The sequence below is a fragment of the Rhodococcus sp. W8901 genome (genome assembly GCF_013348805.1).
GTDB lineage: Bacteria > Actinomycetota > Actinomycetes > Mycobacteriales > Mycobacteriaceae > Prescottella.
The window spans coordinates 1,186,723-1,208,655 of sequence record NZ_CP054690.1 but is presented as its reverse complement, the minus strand read 5'-3'; the positions used below and the strand labels follow the sequence as shown (position 1 = coordinate 1,208,655).

Sequence of the window (21,933 nt, the reverse complement as noted above, 5' to 3'; positions counted from 1 at the left end):
GAAGATGCCGTGAAAGTCGTTCCCCCTGACGCCCACACACTACGACGATGCCGGCGAGAACGACGCGATCGCTCGAGCGGTGTTTTCAGCGATCGCGTCGTCGAGCAGGGCGTGGAACGCGGCGGACACGCGAGTCGGAGCCAGGTTCGAGCGGTGCGCGAGGCTGACAGTGCGAGTCAGTTGTGGTGCGGTCAGGCGCGTAATCCTCAAGCCCGGGTAGTGGAGGGCCGCCATCATGGGTGCGACGCTCACCCCTATTCCGTGGGCGACGAATCGTAGAACTGCATCCAATTCGGCACCTTCCACGACGGTGTGCGTTTGCAGTCCAGCGGTGGCGAAGGCGTGGTCGACGGTGACGCGCAGGTCGTAGTTGTCGTGACATGCCACGAGTCCTTCGTTGGCGAGCTCCGCGAGCGTCATCGAATGGTGGGATGTCAACGGTGGTTTGCTCGCAGAGGAGACAATCACAAGTTCCTCGCTCAGGAGGGGTGTCAGGACGAGTCCGGACCCCTTGTCGGTTCGTTCCGCGACAACCAGCGCCAGGTCGAGCTCGCCCTGATCGAGTTTGGTTACGAGGGTGCGCGATCCGGCCTCCGTGAGGTGTAGCTCGATGCCGGGGTACTTCGCATGGAACTGGCTGAGTACGTCGGCGACAAGGCTGATGCACAGACTTGGGGTCGCCCCCAGCCGGAGCCTGCCTTTGATCAATCCGTTGAGTTCCGCGATCTGCCGATATGCCTCCGCGCGGTCTTCGAGCATGCGAATAGCGACGGGCAGCAGTGCTTCGCCGGCATCGGTGAGTGTGACGGTTCCCGCCCCTCGGTCGAACAGTCGGGTGCCGACATCCTTTTCGAGTGCGGCAATCTGGCGGCTGAGGGACGGCTGAGCGATGCCGACCTCGTCGGCTGCCCGGGTGAAATGCCCACTTCTCGTGACTGCAACAAAGCAGGCCAATTGATCCAGGGTCACGCCCATAGCGTAAATGCATTAGGTCGATGGTTTGAATGCATTGGAGATATCGGATTCGGGGATCTAGCGTCGGCTGCCACAGGGGTATCGGAGGCCGTTTCGGGAAGGGACTGAGGTCGTGAATGCACACGTGGTCGCGACTCCGCCCCACCAGTCTCACGGCCTTCCGGCACCGTCCACAGCACACACCACATCCGGAGTCCACAATCCAACCGATGCCCTGGAGGCAACCATGCTCGCGATTGTGATCGAAGCTCTCCTCGCACTCGCCGTTCTGATGACGACTTGGTTCTGCGTCTACGTGATCTACCGACTCGTGACCGACAAGTCCGGCTAGTTGTATGAAGCCAGGACGTTGGTTACACCGAACGTGGAGTTTCGAGGTCGGCGGACGGTCGCCGACGGCAGAGTGTGGCCTGTGGAGGACCTTGGCGAAGTCCTTGGCCCGATAACAGCTGCCGTTGTCGGTGACGATCCGCTGAATGTGCAGGATGCCCGTGGGCTGTGAAGAATGCGCGGGCGCGGTGCATGAAACCGATTGCGGTGACTGACTTCTCATCGGGCAGTGATTCGATGTAGGCGAGGCGGGAGAAGCCATCGACCGCCGAGCCCACCCACTTGCTCGCGCAGGCACGCGAGATGCCCATTTCCGCGGCGACGTGTGCGATCGGTCTGGTTTTGCATCGCTCGATCAGCAGCCTGCGTCCCTCGACTGACAGTGGTGCGTTTGCTTGCAATCTCGTCACCAGTGATCCTTGTCCGATGGTTGTGGGGTCCGGGCTGGTCTTGTTGCGCGGTAGATGAGCCAAGCTCCGGTGGTGGCTCCCAGGGAAGCGACCAGAAGCGCCAGATGGGCGCGAGTGAAAGCTGCTGCGAGACCTGTCTGATTGCTGGCGACGAGTACCGCGCAGATCGCTCCGCCGAGGGATCCGCCGATACGTTGGAGGATGTTGATCTGGGCGATCGCGTCGGGGAGATGCGTAGCGCTGACGGACTTGTAGGCAGTGATGCCAGCCGGCATCGCCACCATGTTGACAGCAGCGCCGAAGACGATGAGTGGGGGTTGGAGCACCCAGATCGGCGCATTCAAGGGCAGAGCCGTCAGAACTGTGATGGTGGCTGCAGCCAGCACACCACCGGCGAGCGCCACGCGACTGGGACCGCTGCGGTCGATCCAGCGGCCGGTGATCGGGGCAGTGACCGCAGTTGCGCCTGCGAAGCCGAGGAGGCTGACCCCGGCATCGAGTGGTGTCTGCCCGCGACCGACCTGAAAGTACAGGGCGAACAGGACACCACTTCCGAAGATCAGCGCTCCCGAGAAGAACGCGGTCACGGCACCGGCACGGAATCCTGGCACCCGGAACATCTTGAGGTTGAGTAGCGGATGGGTGGATGTGAGGGTGACAGCGACAAACGCCGTCAACGCGAGGGCCGCGAAACCTGCGGCCGCGACGATGTCGGGGGCCAATTGGCCGGCGTCTCCCCACCGGCTGGCCGCGAACACCAGGGCGGGGAGCCCGACGCTGATCAGCCCGAGCCCGGTCCGGTGTATCGGGGAGGTCGTCGATGATCCGACGTCTCGGGGGAGCAGGCGGTTACCCAGTAGGAGCCCGGCCACACCAATGGGGATGTTGATCAGGAAGAGATACGGCCAGGCGGCGCTATGCAGGATGAATCCACCCAATAGGGACCCGATTGCGGGCGCCGCGCTGACGGCGATGCCGAGGGTGCCCATCACCCTCCCCAGACGGTCGGGTCCGACTGCTTGACCCAGGACAGTTTGGCCGGTCGGAATGAGGACACCTCCGGCGAGGCCTTGGAGCACGCGCGCCACGATGAGGAGCTCGATTGTGGGCGCAGCGGTGCACCCGATGGACGCCACAGTGAAAGCCGCGAGGGATGCCAGCCACAGTCGCCTACTGCCGAAGCGACGGGCGAGCCATCCCGCCAGTGGAAGAGAGACAGCCAGAGCCAGCAGGTAACCGCTCGCAACCCATTGCGTGGCCGCCAGCGAAGATCCCAACGCATGGCTGATCGAGTCCATGCCGACATTGACGATCGAGGCATCCAGGCCACTCGCGAACGCGCCGAGCACGATCACCCAGCACAGCCGCCACGTCCGTGCATCGATACGATCGGATTGCTCTCCGGCGCCGCTCACCGCCGCCGAGGTCACGGCCTGCGCCCCGCTCGAAGCGCGCCCAGTGCCTCGGACCAGTCCGCGACCTCTTCGAGCATCCGCTCGAGAATCTCCTCGTGGTGGGGCGCGGGAGTGAGCCGGCCCGGCTGCTGAATTTCCGGGAGGTCGAAGTCCGTGAAGAGACTGAGCGCGACCTGGCTGCGGACACACGCAATCTTGACCTCGGCGAGCGTCAGGCGCAGATGTTCGACCGCGCGCACACCGCCATTGAGGCCGTAGCTCACGAAGCCCGCCGCCTTGTCGTTCCACTCCGAGAACAGAAAATCGACGGCGTTCTTCAACGCGGCCGGAAACGAGTGGTTGTACTCGGGAGTGATGAACACGAAACCGTCGTAGGTAGCGATCCGTTCGGCCCAGCGACGAGTGTGCGGCTTCGCGTAGGCGCCAATGGCGGCGGGCACCGGTTCGTCCAACAGAGGCAGGTGGTACTCGGCGAGATCCACCATCTCGACCTTGGCGCGCCCACGAAGGTGTTCTTCAGCGTTCTCGTGCACCCAGTCGGCGACGAGTCTCGCCCGCCGGTGGGGGCGGGTGGATCCGACGATGACGGCGATTCGGGGTACGGACGTGGTTGCGGTATGGGTATCCATGCACCCAAAGTACAACGAACATTGCACTTAGTACAATGCTCGTTGTACCCGATTGGGAGGTCTAGTGTGAGTGGCTACAAGGAGCGGGCATTGCTCGACGGAGCCCTGCGCGTATTTGCGCGCGATGGCTACAGCAGGGCAAGCATCCAGTCGTTGGCGACCGAGGCCGGCGTCTCCACTCGGACGATCTACAACCGATACGGCAGCAAGGAAGCGCTGTTCCTGGCGGTCATCCTCGACAGCGCCAACCGCGTCGCCGAGCGTGAGATCGCACTGGCGGATCGGCTACTCGGCCGCATCGCGGACCTCCGCCGTGACCTGATCGCGTTCGGTGTCGCTTGGGCGACACCGGATCCGGCATCGCAGTCCCACTTCGCCATGATCCGGCAGGTGGCCGCCGACGCCGATCACATCGACCCGGACGTCCTGGCGGCGTGGCGCCATGCCGGTCCGGAGCGCGTCCGGTCCGCCATCGCCGAACATCTACTCGTCATGAGCAGCCAACGCCTACTGAGGGTGGAGGATGGCCAGATCGCTGCCGTTCACCTGATCCAACTCACCGCCGGCACGGTCAACTCAATCGCCTCCGCAACCGATATCGAGCACGTTGTTACTGAGGGCGTGGATGTCTTCCTCGCCGCATACGGACGTTGACCAGCAAGCTGAGCTCGCATGTACGCACCTTCTCGTCAACAACGTCACGACCCGCAACAGCAACAGTCGCGGCACCGACCGAATCCTGCTGCACGACAGCTTGATCACAACGTTCCCAGAACACGGCTAGGCGACCACCACGGGCCGAACCGCCAGCCCGGCGAACATCTCGGCGAACGCCTCGAGCGACGCCTCCACCTCGTCGGCCCGGCGGTCTGCCAACCATCCCAGGATGAGACCGTCGATGGCCGTCGTAACCATCCGACTGAGCACGGGAATCGGTACGGTCCATTCGATTTCCGCAGTCTCCGCGAGCCGCTCGAGGAACGTGCCGGTCGACGCGTAGTACTCGCGGTACTGCCACTCGGGGATGTCGCTGCGATTGGGTTCACGCAGTGCCCCGACCGTCAATTCGTAGAACACCAACTGTTTCTCGGGCTGTACGCTCACCATCCGCCACAACCCGTAGAGCCCCTTGTGGATCGACTCCCGGACGTCGACACCGGGTGGCAGGGTCGCGACCGCGGTCTCGACCATCCCCGCGACCACCTCACGGGTGAGTTCTCGCAGCAACTCCTCCTTCGAGGAGAAGCAGTAGTGGAACACGCTCTGCTGCACGCCGGCCTCGGCGCAGATCGCCCGGGTGCTGGCGGCTGCCAGCCCCACGTCGGCCGTCACGCGGATCGCTGCATCGATCAGGTCTCTGCGTCGTTGTTCGACCGAAACGTATGGCATTGCAACCCTTCCCGACCATCGCACAAATGTTGTCGGCAGCGTAGTGTCCGGTCCCGCCGGGGACCAGAGTTAAGCGCAATGAATGTGCCGACTCGACCGATGTCCACTTTCACCCTTGTTTCCAAGTCGGTCAGTTGACAGACTTCGCTTGCAGACCCGCACGCCGGACGTTCGGGCCCCGCCGTGAGAGGACCAACATCGATGAAGACGACACTGCTGGAGTCGCTGCTCGAATCGGCGGTCCGCACCGCGGCCACGATCGCCGGCTCGCTGCCCTCCCCGATCCAGCGGGCCCTCGCCGGCCGTCCGATCCGGGTCGACGGCCAGGAACTGAACACCGAGATCCAGTTGATGCTGCGCATGCTCGCGCTGATCCCGGACTCGGACTTCGAGGAACTGCCCCTCGAGCAGTCCCGTGCCCAGATCGACATGGAGGCAAGGCTGGTCAGCGGGCGCCCGATCCCGATGGCGTCGGTGGAGACCGTGACGATTCCCGGTCCCGCGGGACCGATCCCCGCGCGTCTGTACCGTCCGGCGGGCCTGCCCGCGGCGGCGCCGCTCCTCGTGTACTTCCACGGTGGCGGTTTCGTTCTCGGCAGCCTCGACAGCCACGACTCGCTGTGCCGGTTCCTCGCCCGGCACGCCGAGATCGCGGTACTGGCGGTGGACTACCGACTGGCGCCCGAACACGCGTTTCCCGCCGCGGCGGACGATGCGGTGGCCGCATTCCGCTTCGCGGTGCAGAACGCGTCCACGCTCGGCATCGACCCGGGCCGTGTTGCGGTGGCCGGTGACAGCGCCGGCGGCAATCTCGCCGCGGTGGTCTCCCAGATCACCCGCGCCGACGCGACCCGGCCGGCGTTCCAGATGCTGTTCTTCCCGTGGCTGGACATGACGGCCAAGCGGCCGTCGTACGGGTTGTTCAGTGACGGCTTCTTCCTCACCGAAGCCCAGATGGATTGGTACACAGGCCACTACGTTCCCGACGAACAGGACCGCACCGATCCGCGCGCATCACCGATCCTCGCCGCGGACCTCACCGGGCTGCCGCCCGCCTACGTCGCGATCTCGGGCTTCGACGTGCTGCGGGACGAGGGCCTCGAGTACGCCGAGCGACTCCGCGCAGCGGGGGTGCCGACGACCCTGCGCGTCCACCGCGGACTGGTCCACGCCTTCGTGAACCTCACCGGCTACGGTCGCGCCGGCGTCGACGCGCTGCTCGAGGCGGCCGGCGCCCTGCGGGTGGGTCTGTCGTTCGCGCCCCATGGAAGCCACTGACTGACCGCCTGACCGCTCAGCTCACGCAGAACTCGTTGCCCTCCGGGTCCGTCATCGTGATCCAGATGCTCGGCCCCTGCTGCCCGCGGTGGAGGATCGACGCCCCGGCGGCGACGAGTTCGGTCGCCACCTCCTCGCGACGATCCCCCACGCGGAGATCGAGGTGCAGCCGGTTCTTCACCGACTTGCTCTCCGGAACCAACTGGAAGAGCATTCGCGGGCGTTGCGGATGCTCGGGGTCGCGGATCGCCGCGCCCTCCCTCCAGACGAGTACGCCCTCGAACACCAGGGTGTCGGACTCCTGCGCGTGACCGGCCGCCACGAGACCTCGGATGAACTGCTCGTCGCTGGGCTCGACCTGCCAGCCCAGCGCGTTCGCCCACCACTTGGCCTGCAGGTGCGGGTCCTTCGAATCGACTGTGATCTGAATTTCGTATCCCATGCGCCGACGCTACTGCCGGGCACCGACAGAATCCGGCGCACGGGACCGATACTCAGGGCTGCACGAGAATTCGGATCGGGCTCCCCTCGTGGCCCAGCAGCTTCTCGATGCCCTTCGCGACATCCTCGAGCGGGATGATCTCGCTCACCGACCGGGACAGGTCCAGGCGTCCGCGCGACACCAGCTGGGCCAGCGTCTCGATGTCGGCGACGTTGTAGCCGAGGTGCCCCATGACGTGCTTCTTGGACAGCACCAACGCCGCGGTCGATCCCAGCGAGACGTCCTGTCCGCTCATGCCGACAACCACCAGCCGGCCGCCGACGTCCAGGCAGCTCAGGGCCTGCTCGGAGGTGACCTTGAGGCCGGCCGCATCGAACGCGACGTCGAGCATCTTGCCGCCGGTAGCCTCCCTCACCTTCTCCCGCAGGTTTTCGTCACGCGAGTCGAATGCGAAGTCGGCGCCGAGTTCGAGGGCCCGCTCACGGACCACGGGATTGATGTCGAAGGCGATGATGGGGACCGCCCCGACCAGGCGCGCGAGTTGCACGATGTGCGTGCCGATCCCGCCGACACCCCACACTCCGACGGACTCGCCGACCTTGACCTGGCCGGTCCCCACCACGGCGCCGAACGGCGTGGAGACCGCGTCGGCCAACAGTGCCGCCTGCTCGAGCGGAACGTTGTCGGGCACCCTCGTGAGCCCACCCGCCTGCGCCACCGTGTACTCGGCCCAGGCGCCGTCGTAGGCGAAGGCCATCAGCTGGATGTTCAGACAATTGGTGAAGTCGCCGCGACGACAGTTGCGGCACTTCATGTCCGGTTTGCCGGCGGACGGGATCACCCGGTCGCCCACCTGCCAGCCCTGGACGCCGGGACCCAGCGCGGCGATGGTGCCCGACGATTCGTGCCCCTGGGTCACCACCGGCAGCATCGCCGGGAAGGTACCGTCGAGCAGGCTCAGGTCGGAATGACAGATGCCGCAGAATGCGACCTTGACCAGGACCTCACCGGGACCCGGCTCGGGGATCGGAACATCCTCCACCACATTGGTTTTCGTATCCGCATGAAATCGCGCCGCGCGCATCGTCCGCTTACTTTCCGCCACAGTGCATCCTTTCCGAATCACGGATGCGTGGGCACGAGATCGGTGATGCCCGCACTCCGTGGAGTCGACAGACCCGAACGCCGCTCACCTTACGCCGGTCGCTCCCGGTGGTGGGCTACGGCGTTTCTGCGCGTGCAGGCTGCCGCGACTGCCCCTCGGCCGAGTCCGCGAACTCCGGGGTGTCGAACACCTCGCCGCCGAGCGGGTCGGTCGCCCGCGCGGCGTCGTCGAGCGTCACCGCACCCGAGTCCGGGTCGACGCTCACCGCACCGGTCGGAACCTCGTGCACCGCGAAGACCCGGTGCCGTGCGCCGGCAGGGCCGGATCGCCCGGCCGGGGGCGCCGTCAGCCCTGCCAGCGTCGCCGAGACGCCCGACCGGCGCCCGCGCTCCTCGGCCGGTCGGTCCCCGCCGGCCGACGAGATCCGGACGTACCGCGGTGCGGCGGCCACCTCGTATCGGAACGCCTTGAGCATCGAGATGCAGGCGAGGACCAGCACCACCGAGAACGGCACCGCCGTCGCGATCGACGCCGTCTGCAACACCGTCAGCGATCCGCTGCCGCCGACCAGCAGCAGCACCGCCGCGACCACCCCCTGGAGCACCGCCCAGTAGACGCGCGTCAGCACCGGCGTGCCCATGTCGCCGCCCGTCGACAGGATGTCGATGACGAGGGAACCCGAGTCGGCCGAGGTCACGAAGAAGAAGATCACGATCGCGATCGCCAGGAGGCAGGTCACGGTCGCCAGTGGCAGTCCGCCGAGGAGCGTGAACAGGCTCGTGTTGGTGTCGACGACGCCGTCGGCGCCGAGCATGTCGCCGTCGTTGCGCTGGCGGAGAATGCCGGAGCCGCCGAAGATCGTGAACCACAGCGAGCCGACGAGGGTGGGGGCGAGCAGCACGCCGAAGACGAACTCGCGGATGGTGCGGCCCCGGGAGATACGGGCGATGAACATGCCGACGAACGGCGCCCAACTCATCCACCAACCCCAGTAGAAGATGGTCCAGGCCCCGGCCCATCCGTCCTCCGCGAACGGAGATGTCCGCAGCGCCATCTTCGGCAGGGCCTGCATGTAGCCGCCGAGGTTCTGGACCCACGACTGCATGATGAACAGCGTCGGCCCCAGCAGCAGGACGAACACGGCGAGCGCCACCGCGAGCAGCATGTTGATGTTGGAGAGCCACTTGAGGCCCTTGGATACCCCGGACACCACCGAGAACGTCGCGAGCGCGGTGACGCCGGCGATCAGCGCAATGATCAGCCAGTTGTCGACCTCCACCCACCCCAGGTACTCGAGACCCGCGGTGATCTGCTGGATCCCGAATCCGAGCGAGGTCGCGACACCGAACAGGGTGCCCACGATCGCGACCACGTCGATCGCGTGCCCGATCGGGCCCTCGATACGGCGTCGACCCAGAAGCGGCTCGAGCAGCCATCGCACCGAGAGCGGACGGCCCTTGCGGTAGGTCATGTACGCCAGACCCAGGCCGACGACGACGTAGATGGCCCACGCGTGCAGGCCCCAGTGGAACAGGGTCAGTTCCATGGCCTGGTTGGCGGCGGCGTCGGACGAGCCGGCGACCCGACCGGCCTCCGGCGGTTTCACGTAGTGTGAAAGCGGTTCTGCCACACCGTAGAACACGAGACCGATGCCCATACCGGCACTGAAGAGCATCGCGAACCAGGACAGGACCGAGAATTCAGGTTCCTCGTCGTCCCGCCCGAGTCGGATGTTGCCGATCCGGCTCACCCCGCAGTACAGCGCGAACACCACGAATCCGGTGGCGGCGAGGATGTACCACCATCCGACACCGTCGGAGATCACCCGATTGAGCGATTCGAACGCACCCTCCGCGGCGCTCGAGTACACCACCGCAAACGCGATCATCGCGAAGATCACGATCGAGGCCGGCACGAACACCGGTTTCTTCATCGCACGCCAAGCATTGCGCAGATTCACTTCTGCGAACTCCCTTCCGCGCTATCTGCGCGCCGGAATCGGGTGCAGACGGCAGAAGGCACTTGTCCAACGTAGGGGTCCTTCGCGGCATTCGCCCGACTCGATCGGGATACCGACCACCCCGAACCGCCGATACCTGCTGGCCTCGGCCGCGCGAAGCGCCGATGGTGGCATCCGCCACCATGTGCGGAAGACACCCGCCGCACCCACCCCGGGCACGGGGTGGGTGCGTGGCGTGCGGTGTTCGGCTCAGCGGCGCGCGGCCACCGCGGCAGCGAGTCGATCCAGGGTCGTTGCGGTGGTGTCCCAGTCGATGCACGCGTCGGTGATGGACTGGCCGTAGGTGAGTTCGTCGGCCTGCCCGAGGGTCAGGTCCTGACGCCCGGCCTCGATGAAGCTCTCGAGCATGATGCCGACGATGCCCTTCTCGCCGGCCTCGATACGCTCGGCGATGTCGGTGACCACGTCGACCTGCTTGTTGTGGTCCTTGCGGCTGTTGCCGTGGCTGGCATCGACCACGACGCGCTCGGGCAGACCCGACTTACGCAGGCGCGCAAGGGTGTCCGCGACCGTCTCGGCGTCGTAGTTCGGTCCGTCGGTGCCACCGCGCAGGATCACGTGGCAGTCCGGGTTGCCGACCGTGTGGATCAGCGCCGCCTGGCCCTCGAGATCGGTGCCGGGGAACACGTGGCTGGCGGCCGCCGCGCGGGTGCCGTCGACCGCGACCTGGATGTCGCCCTCGGTGGAGTTCTTGATGCCGACCGGCATGGACAGCGCGCTGCACAGCTGACGGTGCACCTGGCTGGCCGCGGTCCGGGCACCGATCGCGCCGTAGGTCACCAGGTCCGCGATGTACTGCGGGATGATCGGGTCGAGGAACTCGCAGCCGACCGGCAGGCCCAGCCGGGAGATGTCGAGCAGCAGCTTGCGGCCCATCCGCAGGCCGGTGTTGATGTCGTAGGTGCCGTCGAGGTGCGGATCGTTGAGCAGGCCCTTCCAGCCCAGCGTGGTGCGCGGCTTCTCGAAGTACACGCGCATCACGATCTGCAGGTCGTCGCGCAGTTCCTCGGCCTTCGCGGCGAGACGACGCGCGTAGTCCATCGCAGCCTCGGGATCGTGCACCGAGCACGGGCCCACGACGACGACGAGGCGGTCGTCGTCGCCGTTGAGGATGTTGACGGTGTCGGCACGGCCCGAGCGCACGGTGGCGGCGGCCACCTCGTCGGGGGTGTGCTCGGCACGCACGACGGACGGCGCGACCAGTGGGCTGATACTGACGGTGCGCTGATCATCGAGACGCTGATCATTGGCGATAACGGTCATGGGGTTCGGTTTCCTGTTCTCAGGCCGACCCTCGAAGACTGTGAAGAATCCCAGCGAGCCGGTCTGTCATCCGGCTCTGGGGTGGATTGTCAGCGCGTGGTTACGCCGACCGACCCACCCGGGGCCGGCCTGCTAAACCAGAAATAGGTCGCTGACACGTTTGCCAGGGTAGCGGCAGCCCCGGCCGGCCGCACACCGACCCCCTCGAACGAGACGACGATCACACTCCCGCGACCCACCGAGGTGCAGGTCGGTGAGCTACCGACGATCCCTGACAAATGTCATGGGTAGCTCGTGACGGAAGTGTGAGGGCGATCGGGTCGGCATTGCGCAGATTGGAGGCATGACCACAGCGCAGCCGATCTCCACGCCCCGACGGGACCCACACCGCAGCGACGCGGTGCACCTGGCCGGCGTCCACAAGCATTTCGGCCGGGTGCATGCCGTTCGCGGCCTGGACCTGGCGATCCGCCCCGGCGAGGTGGTGGCGTTCCTCGGCCCCAACGGCGCCGGGAAGACCACGACGATCGACATGATCCTCGGGCTCTCGCAACCGGATTCGGGAACCGTCGAGGTGTGCGGGACGACCCCTCGCGCCGCCATCGCACGCGGGCTGGTGTCGGCGGTGATGCAGACCGGTGGCCTACTTCCCGAGCTGACGGTCGGCGAGACGGTGCAGTTGACCGCGAGCCTGTACGCGAACGCTCGCCCGGTGGACGAGGTGCTGCGCCGGGCCGGGATCCTCGACATCGCGTCCCGCCCGGTCCGCAAGTGCTCCGGTGGACAGCAGCAGCGTCTGCGGTTCGCGATGGCGCTGCTGCCCGACCCGTCGCTGATCATGCTCGACGAACCGACGGCCGGCATGGATGCCGAGGGGCGCCGCGAGTTCTGGTCGGCGATCCGTGCCGACGCCGACGCGGGCCGCACCGTCGTATTCGCGACCCACTACCTCGAGGAGGCCGACGCCTACGCCGACCGCATCGTGCTGGTGCGGCAGGGCCGGGTGGTCGCGGACGGCGCCACCGCCGAGATCAAGGCGCTGACGGCCGGCCGTATCCTGCGCGCGACGCTCCCCGGCGCGAGCACCGAACTGCTGCAGTCCATCCCGCACGCCGACGCCGTCGAACTGCGCGGTCAGTCCGTCGTGGTGCACTCGTCGGACACCGACGGCGTCGCCCGATTCCTGCTCACCCACACCGATGCCCATGATCTCGAGATCGTCTCCCGCGGGCTCGAAGACGCATTCATCGCGCTCACCACCGACCATGCCGAAGGACAGATTCGATGACCATCCTCGCCGCCGAATGCCGGAACGTCCGCTGGGGCGGTTGCAACCCCACACTGCTGCGCCTGGAACTGCGTCGCCTGTTTCGCAACCGCCGCACCATGATCTTCACACTGGTGATGCCGGTCGTGTTCTTCCTCGTCTTCGGGCTGGGCCAGGACTACGCGGACGAGAGTGCCGGGCGCGGAAACGTCACCGCGTACATCATGATCAGCATGGCGCTGTACGGCGCGATGATCGCCACCACCGGCGGCGGCGCGATGGTCTCGGTGGAACGTGCTTCCGGCTGGAGTCGACAGCTGCGCCTGACGCCCCTGTCCCCCGTCACATACATCGCCGTCAAGCTCGTCGTCGCGATGACGCTCGGACTGGCCGCGCTCGTGGTCGTCTACGCGGTCGGCGCGTTCACCTCGGCGCACATGGACGGCACGCTGTGGTTGACCACTGCGGCGATCGCGTGGCTCGGCTCGTCGATCTTCGCGGCCTTCGGACTGTTCATGGGCTACCTGCTCCCCAGCGAGAACGTCATGCAGATCCTCGGCCCCGGGCTGGCGCTGCTGGCGTTCGGCGGCGGCCTGTTCGTGCCACTGCAGGGCGGTTCGGTGTGGGCGACGATCGCCCGGTTCACCCCCATGTACGGCATCGGCAACCTCGTGCACGCCCCGCTCACCGGAGATGCGGTGCAGTGGACGTGGATCGTCAACGTCGTCGTGTGGTTGACGATCTTCGTCGGCGGTGCCGTGTGGCGGTTCCGGCGCGACACCGCCCGTGTATAGCGTGTTCCGCGTGAACAACACCGAACAGCCCACCGTCGTCCAGCGGTGGGGTCGTTTCGGCATCGTCTTCGCGGCCGTATGGCTGGTGTTCCTGCTCGAACCGCTCGCCCGCGGATGGGAGCAGCGGGACGAGCCGAATGGATGGCTCGGGATCGTGGCCACCGTTTCCTTCGCCGTGTACTTCCTGCGTGTCTTCTCCGACGCCCGGCTCGGCCGAACCCGGCGGCGCCAGATCCGGCCGCCGCTGCGCCGGGCGGTCGTCGACATGGCGGTGCTCACCGGACTCGCAGTCGTCATGACCGTCACGCTCGGCGAATCCGGGCTGGCCTCGACGGTGTTCCTCGCCGTCTCCGCGGTGACGCTGCTGCCTACCATCGCCGGCGGCGCTTTCGCGCTCGCCGTCGCGGGCGTCGTGGAACTGCTCGCGTCGCGCGCCGGGTGGAACGTGTCGAGCCTGCCGCTCGCGGTGTGCGCCGCCGCCTTCGCGATGGCGGGCGTGATCGCGTTGATGAACCGCAACATCGTCCTGCTGAACCAGCGCGAGGAGGACGAGCGCCGTGCGGTGCAGGAGGAGCGTGCCCGCATGGCTCGCGACCTTCACGACATCCTCGGGCATTCCCTCACCGTGATCACCGTCAAGGCCGAGCTGGCGAATCGACTGCTCGACGTGGACCTCGGCAGAGCCCGGGCCGAACTCGACGACCTCGAGCGGCTCTCGCGGGACGCCCTCACCGACGTCCGCTCGACGGTCGAAGGATTCCGCGGGGTCTCGCTCCCTGTCGAGATTGCCCGCGCCCGTGAGGCATTGCGCGTCGCGGGGATCGAGGCCGACCTACCGAACAGCACGGACGCCGTGCCGTCACGGCTGCGCGAGTTGTTCGCGTGGTCGGTCCGGGAGGGAGTCACGAATGTGCTGCGGCACAGCGGCGCCCGGCAGTGCACCGTGACGGTCGACGAACGCTGCATCACGATCCTCGACGACGGAGTGGGCGCCACGGGAACCGGGAGCGGAAACGGGCTCACCGGGCTGCGCGAACGCGCCGCCGCCGCAGGGGCACGGGTGATCATGACCCATCCCCAGCCGCACGGTTTCTCGCTGCAGGTGATCGCCGAGGAGGCCCCGTGACCATCCGACTGCTGCTGGCCGACGATCAAGCGCTGGTCCGGGGGGCGTTGGCCGCTCTACTCGACCTGGAACCCGATCTGGACGTGGTCGCCGAGGTGGGTCGCGGTGACGAGGTGGTGGCGGCCGCCGTCGAACACTGCCCGGACGTCGCATTGCTCGACGTGGAAATGCCGGGGCTGGAAGGTATCTCGGCCACCGCGGCGCTGCGGGAGGCGATGCCGTCGACCCGCGTGCTGATCGTCACGACGTTCGGCCGGCCGGGCTATCTGCGACGCGCACTGCAGGCCGGGGCGTCCGGCTTCGTCGTCAAGGACACCCCCGCCCGTCAACTCGCCGACGCCGTCCGGCGCGTGCACGCGGGGCTGCGTGTCGTCGACCCGACGCTGGCCGCGGACAGCCTCGTCAGCGGCGAGTCGCCGCTCACCGAACGCGAGACCGAGGTGCTGCGGGCCGCGCGCGACGGAGCGCCGGTGGCATCGATCGCGGCGGCGCTGTTCCTGTCCGCGGGCACCGTCCGCAACCATCTGTCCTCGGCGATCGGCAAGACGGGCGCAGGCACCCGCACCGAGGCCGCGCGCATCGCCGACGCGAACGGCTGGCTCTAGCCCGGGAAGAGCGGGCCGTCGGGCAGTTCGGCCAGGCACGCCATCGTGCCCATTTCGACGAGGTTGACGACGAAAGTGTCGTGGTCGAGCGGAAACTCACGTTCGGCGTCGTACGCTCGGGCCCGCGCGGCCATACCGGAGACCATGAAGTTGATCGTCAGGCGATAGCGTTCCTCCCGCACGGCGTCGCTCATACCGACCATCGATCGGCGGACGAGGTCCTTCGCGATCTCGCTGGTCGGTATGTACTGCGCGTCGGCCAGACCGCCGCGCCGCTCGTACACCTCGGCCACGATCTGCATGAAGTCCCGTCCGCGATCGTCGAGGAGCTTCGCAGCGAACGGGACCGTCAGCGCGCCGATCGAGTCGCGAAGAGCGGACTTCGAAGGCTCCCGGCCCACGCAGTATCGCTCGACCATCTCTTCGATGCGCTCCTTGATGTCCCCCATGTGGCGAACAACGATTGCTTCGAGCAGACCCTCCCGCGAGCCGAAGTAGTAGTGGACCGCGGAGTCGTTGCGAACCTCGGCCAAATCATTGAGGTCCCGGATGCGGGCCCGATCGATACCTTCGCGCGCGAACAGGTACTCCCCGGCTCGCATCAATCGCTCTTTCGCGGGAATGTCCGCCACCATGCTTGACAGCCTAACAAACTCCGTTAGTGTGTTCCGCATCACTCTTAACAGGTTCCGTTAACTGGATCTTTCTTCCGGGTTCGACGCTCTCACCTGCGTAGATCCCGCGCCACACGCTTGTTCCCAAACTCCACGGTCCCTTCTCCGACGACTCTGAAGGATCAGCAAATGGATCTTCGAGCACCAATAGATCTTCCCGAAGGAATCGACTTCACCCATCCGTCGACATTCGAGGACGGGATACCGCACGACCTCTTCGCCGAACTTCGTCGGTCGGCGCCGGTGTGGTGGAATCCCCAGCGCCGCGGCGCCGCCGGCTACCAGGACGACGGATTCTGGGTGGTGTCCACCCACGACCTCGTCCAGGAGGTGTCCCGCTCCGACGGGGTGTTCTCCTCGTGGGAGAACACCGCATTGGTGCGCAACGAGGACGACTGCCCCCGGGCCCAGGTCGAGGCCGGCCGGCTGACCCTGTTGAACAAGGACGGGCCGGAACACGCGACACTTCGCCGGATCATCACACGCGGGTTCACACCGCGAGCCATCAAGAGCCTCCGCGACGCCCTGCGCGTCAGGGCCGAGGACATCGCCCGTACGGCAGCGACTCTCGGCCGCGGCAACTTCGTCGAGCAGGCCGCGTGTGAACTACCGCTCCAGGCGATCGCCGACCTCCTCGGTATTCCGCAAGAGGACAGACGCAAGATCTTCGACTGGTCCAACACGATGACGAGCCGCGACGATCCCGACGTCGTGGACGACCCCCTCGTCGCGGTGCGGGAGGTCATGGAATACGCCCACGCCATGGCCACCGATCGGCGCGCGCGGCCCGCCGACGACATCGTCACCAAACTGGTCCAGGCGCAGATCGCGGACGGCTCCCTCACGCCGGAGGAGTTCGCGCACTTCGTGATCCTGCTCATCGTGGCCGGCAGCGAGACTACGCGGAACTCGATCACCCAGGGGGTGATGGCGTTCGTCGACAACCCCGAGCAGTGGGAACTGTACAAACGCGAGCGACCCACGACCGCAGTCGACGAGATCATCCGTTGGGCGAGCCCGGTGCTGTCGTTCCAGCGGACGGCGACCTGCGATACCGAACTCGGCGGGCAGCACATCCGCAAGGGCGACCGCGTCGTGATGCTGTACGCATCCGCGAACTACGACGAGCAGGTCTTCGACGATCCCCGGCGATTCGACATCACGCGTTCCCTGAACCCGCACCTGTCCTTCGGCGGCACCGGTGTGCACTACTGCGTCGGAGCCAACCTCGCCCGCCTGGAGGTCGATCTCATGTTCAACGCGATCGCCGACCACCTTCCCGACATCAGCGTTCTCGGCCCTCCGGTGCGAATGCACTCGGGGTGGCTCAACAGCATCAAGGCACTGCCCGTCGACTACGGCTCCTGCCCGGTCGCCCACTGAATCGACAAGGAGACCCCTCGTGCACAGTCTCAACGGCAAGACCGTCGTCGTCACCGGCCACGCGTCGGGCATCGGGGCGGCGACGGCCGCCCAACTGACCGAACTCGGCGCTGTCGTGATCGGTGTCGACCGCGCCGCCGCCGATTCCGGGCCGCTCGTGGCCCGCACCGTCGTCGGCGACCTCTCCACCTCCGACGGCGTGCGCGCTGTCGCCGACGCCATCGACGGACCGATCGATGTCCTGGTCAACAACGCCGGCGTCGCGGCAACCCAGCCGTGGCGGACGGTCCTGTCCGTCAACGCGCTCGCACCTCGTGACCTGACCCGCCTGTTGCTCCCCAAATTCGGTCCGCGACCGGTCGTGGTCACCACCGCGTCGCAGGCCGGCTTCCAGTGGCAGCGGAACTTTGCCCGTGCCAACGCATTCCTCGCGATCGACGACTGGGACGAGGCCCTGGACTCGCTCGCCGATCTGCCCAGCATCGACCAACTCTGCTACTCGCTGTCCAAGGAAGCGGCCATCGTGAACTCGGGCAACCTGGCGGTGGACTGCAAGACCCTCGGCCTGCGCTCCAACACCGTCTCCCCCGGCACGGTGGGAACGCCACTGCTGCCGGAGTTCACCGCGACAATGGGCGAGGCGGTCATCAACGGTGCGGCGGCCTGGGCCGGCAGGCACGCGGCACCGGAGGAGATCGCCGACGCCATCGTCTATCTCGCGTCCGACGAGGCCTCCTGGATCAGTGGTGTCGACCTCCCGGTCGACGGCGGCTACGGGTCTCTCGTGTTCCGAACCCTGGTCGCACCCGCTATGAGCGCCGCACAGTGACCGGGACAGAAGGGAAGCTGACCACCCATCCGGCTCCGCCACGCGGAGTGAACACGACCGTCACCACCACCGCTACCGATGTCACCGGCCTGCAGCGCAGCCTCGAAGGCTGGATCCGGGACCGGCTCGCAACCCCGACCGCCCGGATCTCCGACCTGAGGAAGCCATCCGAGTCCGGGATGTCCAGCATCTCCGTGCTGTTCACCGTCGAGTGGGACCTGGACGGATCGCGGCAGCGCGCCGATCTCGTCGCGCGACTGGCGCCGGAGTCCACGGCGCTTCCGGTGTTTCCCGGCTACGACCTCGACCGTCAGGCCGCGGTGATGCGGACCGTCGCGGACCACAGCACGGTGCCCGTACCGCGGGTCAGATGGATCGAATCGTCGCCCGCAGTCCTGGGGCGGCCGTTCGTGGTGATGGATCGCGTCGACGGCGTGGTCCCGGTCGACAACCCGCCGTACGTCTTCGGCGGTTGGCTGCACGAGGCCACGGCGGCACAGTTGGACGTCGTGCAGCACGGCTCGGTCGACGTACTGGCCGGCATTCATTCCATTCCCGATCCCCGTTCTCTGCTGCCGGAACTCGGTGTCGGTACAGCAGACGACGCGCTGCGTCGGCACGTCGACGGCGAACGCGCGTACTACGAATGGACGCGGAAGGACGACGGACTGCGTATCCCGCTGTTGGAGAGAGGTTTCGACTGGCTGGAGGAGAACTGGCCCAGCAGTCCGTCCGAGCCGGTGCTGTGCTGGGGCGACTCCCGGATCGGGAACATCATGTACCGCGACTTCGCACCCGCGGCTGTCCTCGACTGGGAACTGGCCACGCTGGCCCCACGCGAACTGGACGTCGGCTGGTTCGTCTTCTTCCACCGGATGTACCAGGACATGGCCGAGCAGTTCGGCCGGCCGGGGCTACCCGGCTTCCTGCAACGCGCGGACGTGGTTGCCCACTACGAGAATACGACCGGAGTCGAGCTACGCGACCTCGACTTCTACCTCGGGTACGCGGCGATCCGCCACGGCATCATCATGTCCCGGATCAAACGGCGGTCCATCCACTTCGGCGACAGCCCTGCGCCCGACGACCCCGACGAATACGTCCTGCACCATCGAATGCTCCGACGGTTGATCGACAACGAATACTCTTGGGAGACAATGTGAACCCCGATCCGCTCGACGAATACCCCATCCATCAGTCGCCGCTGTCCATGGCGCGGGTCGCCAGCAGCGACCGGAACTTCTACGACCGCTTCTACTTCAACGGTCACGACCGCACCGGAGGCATCTTCCTCGTGTCCGGCTTCGGCGTGTACCCCAATCTAGGTGTCCGCGACGCGTTCGTCACCGTCCGCCGCGGTGACACTCAGAGGTCGGTCCGGTTCTCCGACGCGCTGGACGCCCGCTCGATCGAAGCCGAGGTCGGCGGGTACCGCCTCGAGGTCGTCAAACCCCTGCAGACCGTCCGCCTGATCTGTGACCACGCGGATCTGTCGGCCGACCTCGTCTGGGAGGGCGCCTTCCCCGCGGTGCTCGAGGAGCATCACGAGCTCATGGCGGGCAACCGGCCGTCGCTCGACGCCAGCCGCTTCGCTCAGGTCGGAAGCTGGGCCGGCACCATCAGCGTGGACGGCACGGACCTCACCGTGGATCCCTCGGTGTGGACGGGCACCCGCGACCGCTCCTGGGGCATCCGGCCGGTGGGCGAACGCGAACCGCTCGGCCGAATGGCCGACGAGCCGGTCGGTGGATTCTGGTGGGCGTACGTTCCGTTGCGATTCGACGACTACGCGCTGATGATCATCGCGCAGGAGGGACCGGACGGACACCGGACGCTCAACCACGCCACCAGAATCTTCCCCGACGGTCGAATCGAGCAGTTGGGCTGGCCGCGATTCGACATCACCTACCGCAGCGGAACCCGCACCCCCGAATCGATTCGCATTCATCTCACCACGCCGACCGGCGATCCCCTCGTGGTCGACATCGACCCGCTCGGATTCGTCGTCCTGCAGATCGGCTCCGGGTACGGCAGTGATCCCGAGTGGAATCACGGGCAGTGGAAGGGCCGCAGCTGGAGCTCCTCCTCGCTGTACGACCTGACCGATCCCGCACTCGCGCCCCGGATTCCGCACGGCACCGTCGAACACATCGCCCGCGCCACCTGCAACGGCGACGTGGGTTGGGGCATGTTCGAGCACGGTGTCGCCGGCCGCCACGACCCGTCCGGATTCCTCACCGCCCAGACCATGGCGCCGTAGCACGCTCACGGTCCCCGGTCCTCTCAGCCTCGAAACGGAAGAAGGTTCGAATGAAACGATCGTCTCTCGCCCGCGCCGGAACGATGTTCACGGCACTCGCCACCGCCACCGTGCTACTGGCCGGGTGTGCCGGCGAGTCGGGTTCGTCGACCGACGCCTCCGACGTGAGGACCGGGATCGTGGGAGAGCAACCGGACGGCGGCGATCCGCAGTCCGGCGGAACGGTCTCGTACGCCACGTACAACGGTGTGAGCAGTCTCGATCCGGCCGACCGCCAGGACGGCGGCGCCACCGGTGGCAGCGAGATGGCGGCGATCTACGACCTGTTGATGCGCTACGACTCCGAAAGCAAGGAGTATCAGCCACAACTCGCGCAGTCGCTGACCGCGAACGCCGACAACACGGTGTGGACGTTGAAGCTGCGGCCCGACGCGAAGTTCAGTGACGGAACCCCGGTGAATGCCGCGGCGGTGCAGTGGAGCATCAACCACTACCTGGAGAAGAGGGGCACGCACAGCCAGGTGTGGAAGGCGAGTGTCGCCGACGTCGCCTCGCCCGATCCGGCGACGGTGGTGTTCACGCTCAAGCAGGCGTGGAACGAGTTCCCGATCATGTTCACCACCGGGCCCGGCATGATCGTTTCGCCGGCCTCGACGGCGACCGGCACCTTCACTCCGGTCGGTGCCGGCCCGTTCCAAGTCGAGAAGTTCGCCTCCCAGGACGAACTGGTCCTGACCGCGAACCCGACCTACTGGAACGGCAAGCCGCACCTGGACAAGCTGCGCTTCCCCGCCATCGTCAATGAGCAGGCCAAGGTCGACGCCCTGCACACTGGTGGCATCCAGGCGGCCTACCTGCGAGCGGCCGACGTCGTGCACGGCGCCCTCGAAGCGGGCGACCCCGGATACGTCTACACCGCCAACATGGGTGGCATCGGTCTGATCAATCAGCGCGAGGGTCGAGCAGGCTCGGACGAGCGGGTTCGCAAGGCGATCGTGGCCTCGTTCAACCCCGAGTCCTACAACGAACGCTACGAGGGCGGCTTCGGGTTGCCCAGCAGCGACATGTTCCAGTCGGGGTCCAAGTGGCACGGCGACGTGGCCGGCCCCGCCTACGACCCGGAAGCGGCGAAGAAGTACCTCGCGGAGGCCAAGGCCGACGGATACGACGGCAAGCTCACCTACGTCGGGCTCAACGATCCGGCGGCCCAGCGCGGCGCCCTGGCCTTCCAGTCGATGCTGCAGGCGGTCGGATTCACCGTCGAGATCGTGTGGGCGACCAACATCAACGATCTCGTGAAGAAGACGTTCGTGCAGTACGACTACGACGTCTCGTACTCGGGGTTCAACGTTCTCGACGAGTCGCCGTTCGTGCGTCTGTACGGCAATCTCTTCAGCGAATCACCCTCGAATGCCCTCGGGTACAAGAACCCGCAGATGGACGCGCTGCTCGGCAAGCTGCAGACCGCCCCGACGGACGAGGCCCGGCTCGGGGTCGTCCAGGAGATCCAGACCCTCGTGAACGACACGGCACCGATGGTCGTCACCGGCGCCGGCAAGTACTTCATCCCGTGGAGCAAGAACGTCCACGGGATCACGCCCAGCGCCGACGGCATCCTGCTCTTCGGAGACGCCTGGCTCACCGAGGATTCGGAGTCGTAGGGCGGCGCGACAAGCGAACATTCCGTCCCCGATCGGGCGGGCCTGTCACCGGGCCCGCCCGATCGGTGTGTTTCGAGG

General features: G+C 66.7%; 20 protein-coding genes and 2 pseudogenes. 11 read left to right on the top strand and 11 right to left on the bottom strand.

Features of this window, described 5'->3' with window-relative positions:
- Positions 1 to 39: 39 nt before the first annotated feature.
- The 5 genes and pseudogenes from HUN07_RS05710 to HUN07_RS05695 form a co-directional block, all read right to left on the bottom strand.
- Positions 40 to 969 (bottom strand): LysR family transcriptional regulator, encoded by a 930-nt coding sequence (locus tag HUN07_RS05710; protein ID WP_174908431.1) that lies wholly within the window; start codon positions 967 to 969, stop codon positions 40 to 42.
- Positions 970 to 1,402: 433 nt separating this feature from the next.
- Positions 1,403 to 1,580: pseudogene (locus HUN07_RS26830) on the bottom strand (IS481 family transposase); the annotation flags it as partial.
- Positions 1,581 to 1,706 (bottom strand): annotated as a pseudogene (locus tag HUN07_RS26825) (IS481 family transposase); the annotation flags it as partial. It abuts the pseudogene before it with no gap.
- Positions 1,707 to 1,711: 5 nt separating this feature from the next.
- Positions 1,712 to 3,145: a DHA2 family efflux MFS transporter permease subunit gene (locus tag HUN07_RS05700; protein ID WP_217487187.1), complete on the bottom strand. Its 1,434-nt coding sequence runs from the start codon at positions 3,143 to 3,145 to the stop codon at positions 1,712 to 1,714.
- The gene (locus tag HUN07_RS05695) at positions 3,142 to 3,759 is read right to left on the bottom strand and encodes an NADPH-dependent FMN reductase (protein ID WP_114720961.1); all 618 of its coding nucleotides are present in this window, start codon (positions 3,757 to 3,759) and stop codon (positions 3,142 to 3,144) included. Before HUN07_RS05695 ends, HUN07_RS05700 begins: the two co-directional genes overlap by 4 nt.
- 66 nt (positions 3,760 to 3,825) lie before the next feature.
- Between HUN07_RS05695 and HUN07_RS05690 the strand changes: the two genes are divergently transcribed.
- Positions 3,826 to 4,413 carry a TetR/AcrR family transcriptional regulator gene (locus tag HUN07_RS05690; RefSeq protein WP_174908430.1) on the top strand — a complete coding sequence of 196 codons (588 nt, stop codon included), beginning with the start codon at positions 3,826 to 3,828 and terminating at the stop codon, positions 4,411 to 4,413.
- A 126-nt stretch (positions 4,414 to 4,539) separates the two neighbouring features.
- Here HUN07_RS05690 and HUN07_RS05685 read toward each other — a convergent pair whose 3' ends face one another.
- Entirely contained in the window at positions 4,540 to 5,148 is a 609-nt protein-coding gene (locus tag HUN07_RS05685; RefSeq protein ID WP_174908428.1) for a TetR/AcrR family transcriptional regulator, read from the bottom strand.
- Between the two features lie 201 nt (positions 5,149 to 5,349).
- Between HUN07_RS05685 and HUN07_RS05680 the strand changes: the two genes are divergently transcribed.
- Positions 5,350 to 6,426: an alpha/beta hydrolase gene (locus HUN07_RS05680; RefSeq protein WP_174908427.1), complete on the top strand. Its 1,077-nt coding sequence runs from the start codon at positions 5,350 to 5,352 to the stop codon at positions 6,424 to 6,426.
- 16 nt (positions 6,427 to 6,442) lie between these two features.
- On the opposite strand, the gene HUN07_RS05675 is transcribed toward HUN07_RS05680, so the two are convergent.
- The 4 genes from HUN07_RS05675 to HUN07_RS05660 form a co-directional block, all read right to left on the bottom strand.
- A complete protein-coding gene (locus tag HUN07_RS05675; protein ID WP_114720949.1) occupies positions 6,443 to 6,868 on the bottom strand; it encodes a VOC family protein in 426 nt (141 codons plus the stop codon).
- A gap of 52 nt (positions 6,869 to 6,920) precedes the next feature.
- Positions 6,921 to 7,952 carry a zinc-binding dehydrogenase gene (locus HUN07_RS05670; protein ID WP_174914471.1) on the bottom strand — a complete coding sequence of 344 codons (1,032 nt, stop codon included), beginning with the start codon at positions 7,950 to 7,952 and terminating at the stop codon, positions 6,921 to 6,923.
- 136 nt (positions 7,953 to 8,088) lie between these two features.
- A complete protein-coding gene (locus tag HUN07_RS05665) occupies positions 8,089 to 9,906 on the bottom strand; it encodes a BCCT family transporter (RefSeq protein WP_174914469.1) in 1,818 nt (605 codons plus the stop codon).
- 276 nt (positions 9,907 to 10,182) lie between these two features.
- Positions 10,183 to 11,256: a 3-deoxy-7-phosphoheptulonate synthase gene (locus HUN07_RS05660; RefSeq protein WP_174908425.1), complete on the bottom strand. Its 1,074-nt coding sequence runs from the start codon at positions 11,254 to 11,256 to the stop codon at positions 10,183 to 10,185.
- Positions 11,257 to 11,599: 343 nt separating this feature from the next.
- Here HUN07_RS05660 and HUN07_RS05655 point away from each other — a divergent pair, with 343 nt between their 5' ends.
- Genes HUN07_RS05655 through HUN07_RS05640 form a run of 4 tightly spaced genes read left to right on the top strand, consistent with a single transcriptional unit; the run spans position 11,600 to position 15,048 of the window.
- Positions 11,600 to 12,544 (top strand): ABC transporter ATP-binding protein, encoded by a 945-nt coding sequence (locus HUN07_RS05655; RefSeq protein ID WP_174908424.1) that lies wholly within the window; start codon positions 11,600 to 11,602, stop codon positions 12,542 to 12,544.
- Positions 12,541 to 13,317: an ABC transporter permease gene (locus HUN07_RS05650; protein WP_174908422.1), complete on the top strand. Its 777-nt coding sequence runs from the start codon at positions 12,541 to 12,543 to the stop codon at positions 13,315 to 13,317. The genes HUN07_RS05655 and HUN07_RS05650 overlap by 4 nt, the downstream gene beginning before the upstream one ends.
- A gap of 10 nt (positions 13,318 to 13,327) precedes the next feature.
- Entirely contained in the window at positions 13,328 to 14,443 is a 1,116-nt protein-coding gene (locus HUN07_RS05645) for a sensor histidine kinase (protein ID WP_174908420.1), read from the top strand.
- Positions 14,440 to 15,048, top strand: a complete 609-nt coding sequence (locus HUN07_RS05640) for a response regulator transcription factor (RefSeq protein WP_174908418.1) — start codon at positions 14,440 to 14,442, stop codon at positions 15,046 to 15,048. Before HUN07_RS05645 ends, HUN07_RS05640 begins: the two co-directional genes overlap by 4 nt.
- On the opposite strand, the gene HUN07_RS05635 is transcribed toward HUN07_RS05640, so the two are convergent.
- Positions 15,045 to 15,683 (bottom strand): TetR/AcrR family transcriptional regulator, encoded by a 639-nt coding sequence (locus tag HUN07_RS05635; protein ID WP_254622811.1) that lies wholly within the window; start codon positions 15,681 to 15,683, stop codon positions 15,045 to 15,047. The genes HUN07_RS05640 and HUN07_RS05635 overlap by 4 nt on opposite strands.
- Before the next feature lie 168 nt (positions 15,684 to 15,851).
- Here HUN07_RS05635 and HUN07_RS05630 point away from each other — a divergent pair, with 168 nt between their 5' ends.
- From HUN07_RS05630 to HUN07_RS05610, 5 genes are read left to right on the top strand one after another with little or no spacing between them, the layout of a single operon-like run.
- A complete protein-coding gene (locus tag HUN07_RS05630; protein ID WP_174908416.1) occupies positions 15,852 to 17,105 on the top strand; it encodes a cytochrome P450 in 1,254 nt (417 codons plus the stop codon).
- A gap of 19 nt (positions 17,106 to 17,124) precedes the next feature.
- The gene (locus tag HUN07_RS05625; protein ID WP_174908415.1) at positions 17,125 to 17,934 is read left to right on the top strand and encodes an SDR family oxidoreductase; all 810 of its coding nucleotides are present in this window, start codon (positions 17,125 to 17,127) and stop codon (positions 17,932 to 17,934) included.
- Positions 17,931 to 19,097: a phosphotransferase family protein gene (locus HUN07_RS05620; protein WP_254622810.1), complete on the top strand. Its 1,167-nt coding sequence runs from the start codon at positions 17,931 to 17,933 to the stop codon at positions 19,095 to 19,097. Before HUN07_RS05625 ends, HUN07_RS05620 begins: the two co-directional genes overlap by 4 nt.
- Positions 19,094 to 20,194, top strand: coding sequence for a DUF7064 domain-containing protein (locus HUN07_RS05615; protein WP_174908413.1), 1,101 nt, complete (start codon positions 19,094 to 19,096; stop codon positions 20,192 to 20,194). The genes HUN07_RS05620 and HUN07_RS05615 overlap by 4 nt, the downstream gene beginning before the upstream one ends.
- A 50-nt stretch (positions 20,195 to 20,244) precedes the next feature.
- The gene (locus tag HUN07_RS05610) at positions 20,245 to 21,855 is read left to right on the top strand and encodes an ABC transporter substrate-binding protein (RefSeq protein ID WP_174908411.1); all 1,611 of its coding nucleotides are present in this window, start codon (positions 20,245 to 20,247) and stop codon (positions 21,853 to 21,855) included.
- Positions 21,856 to 21,933: the final 78 nt, after the last annotated feature.

Excerpts from the sequence above, each read along its gene's own strand:
- HUN07_RS05680 (WP_174908427.1), top strand. The coding sequence starts at position 5,350 with ATGAAGACGACACTGCTGGAGTCGCTGCTCGAATCGGCGGTCCGCACC.
- HUN07_RS05635 (WP_254622811.1), bottom strand. The coding sequence starts at position 15,683 with ATGGTGGCGGACATTCCCGCGAAAGAGCGATTGATGCGAGCCGGGGAG.
- HUN07_RS05675 (WP_114720949.1), bottom strand. The coding sequence starts at position 6,868 with ATGGGATACGAAATTCAGATCACAGTCGATTCGAAGGACCCGCACCTG.
- HUN07_RS05660 (WP_174908425.1), bottom strand. The coding sequence starts at position 11,256 with ATGACCGTTATCGCCAATGATCAGCGTCTCGATGATCAGCGCACCGTC.
- HUN07_RS05610 (WP_174908411.1), top strand. The coding sequence starts at position 20,245 with ATGAAACGATCGTCTCTCGCCCGCGCCGGAACGATGTTCACGGCACTC.
- HUN07_RS05685 (WP_174908428.1), bottom strand. The coding sequence starts at position 5,148 with ATGCCATACGTTTCGGTCGAACAACGACGCAGAGACCTGATCGATGCA.
- HUN07_RS05665 (WP_174914469.1), bottom strand. The coding sequence starts at position 9,906 with ATGAAGAAACCGGTGTTCGTGCCGGCCTCGATCGTGATCTTCGCGATG.
- HUN07_RS05650 (WP_174908422.1), top strand. The coding sequence starts at position 12,541 with ATGACCATCCTCGCCGCCGAATGCCGGAACGTCCGCTGGGGCGGTTGC.
- HUN07_RS05670 (WP_174914471.1), bottom strand. The coding sequence starts at position 7,952 with ATGCGCGCGGCGCGATTTCATGCGGATACGAAAACCAATGTGGTGGAG.
- HUN07_RS05630 (WP_174908416.1), top strand. The coding sequence starts at position 15,852 with ATGGATCTTCGAGCACCAATAGATCTTCCCGAAGGAATCGACTTCACC.
- HUN07_RS05655 (WP_174908424.1), top strand. The coding sequence starts at position 11,600 with ATGACCACAGCGCAGCCGATCTCCACGCCCCGACGGGACCCACACCGC.
- HUN07_RS05695 (WP_114720961.1), bottom strand. The coding sequence starts at position 3,759 with ATGGATACCCATACCGCAACCACGTCCGTACCCCGAATCGCCGTCATC.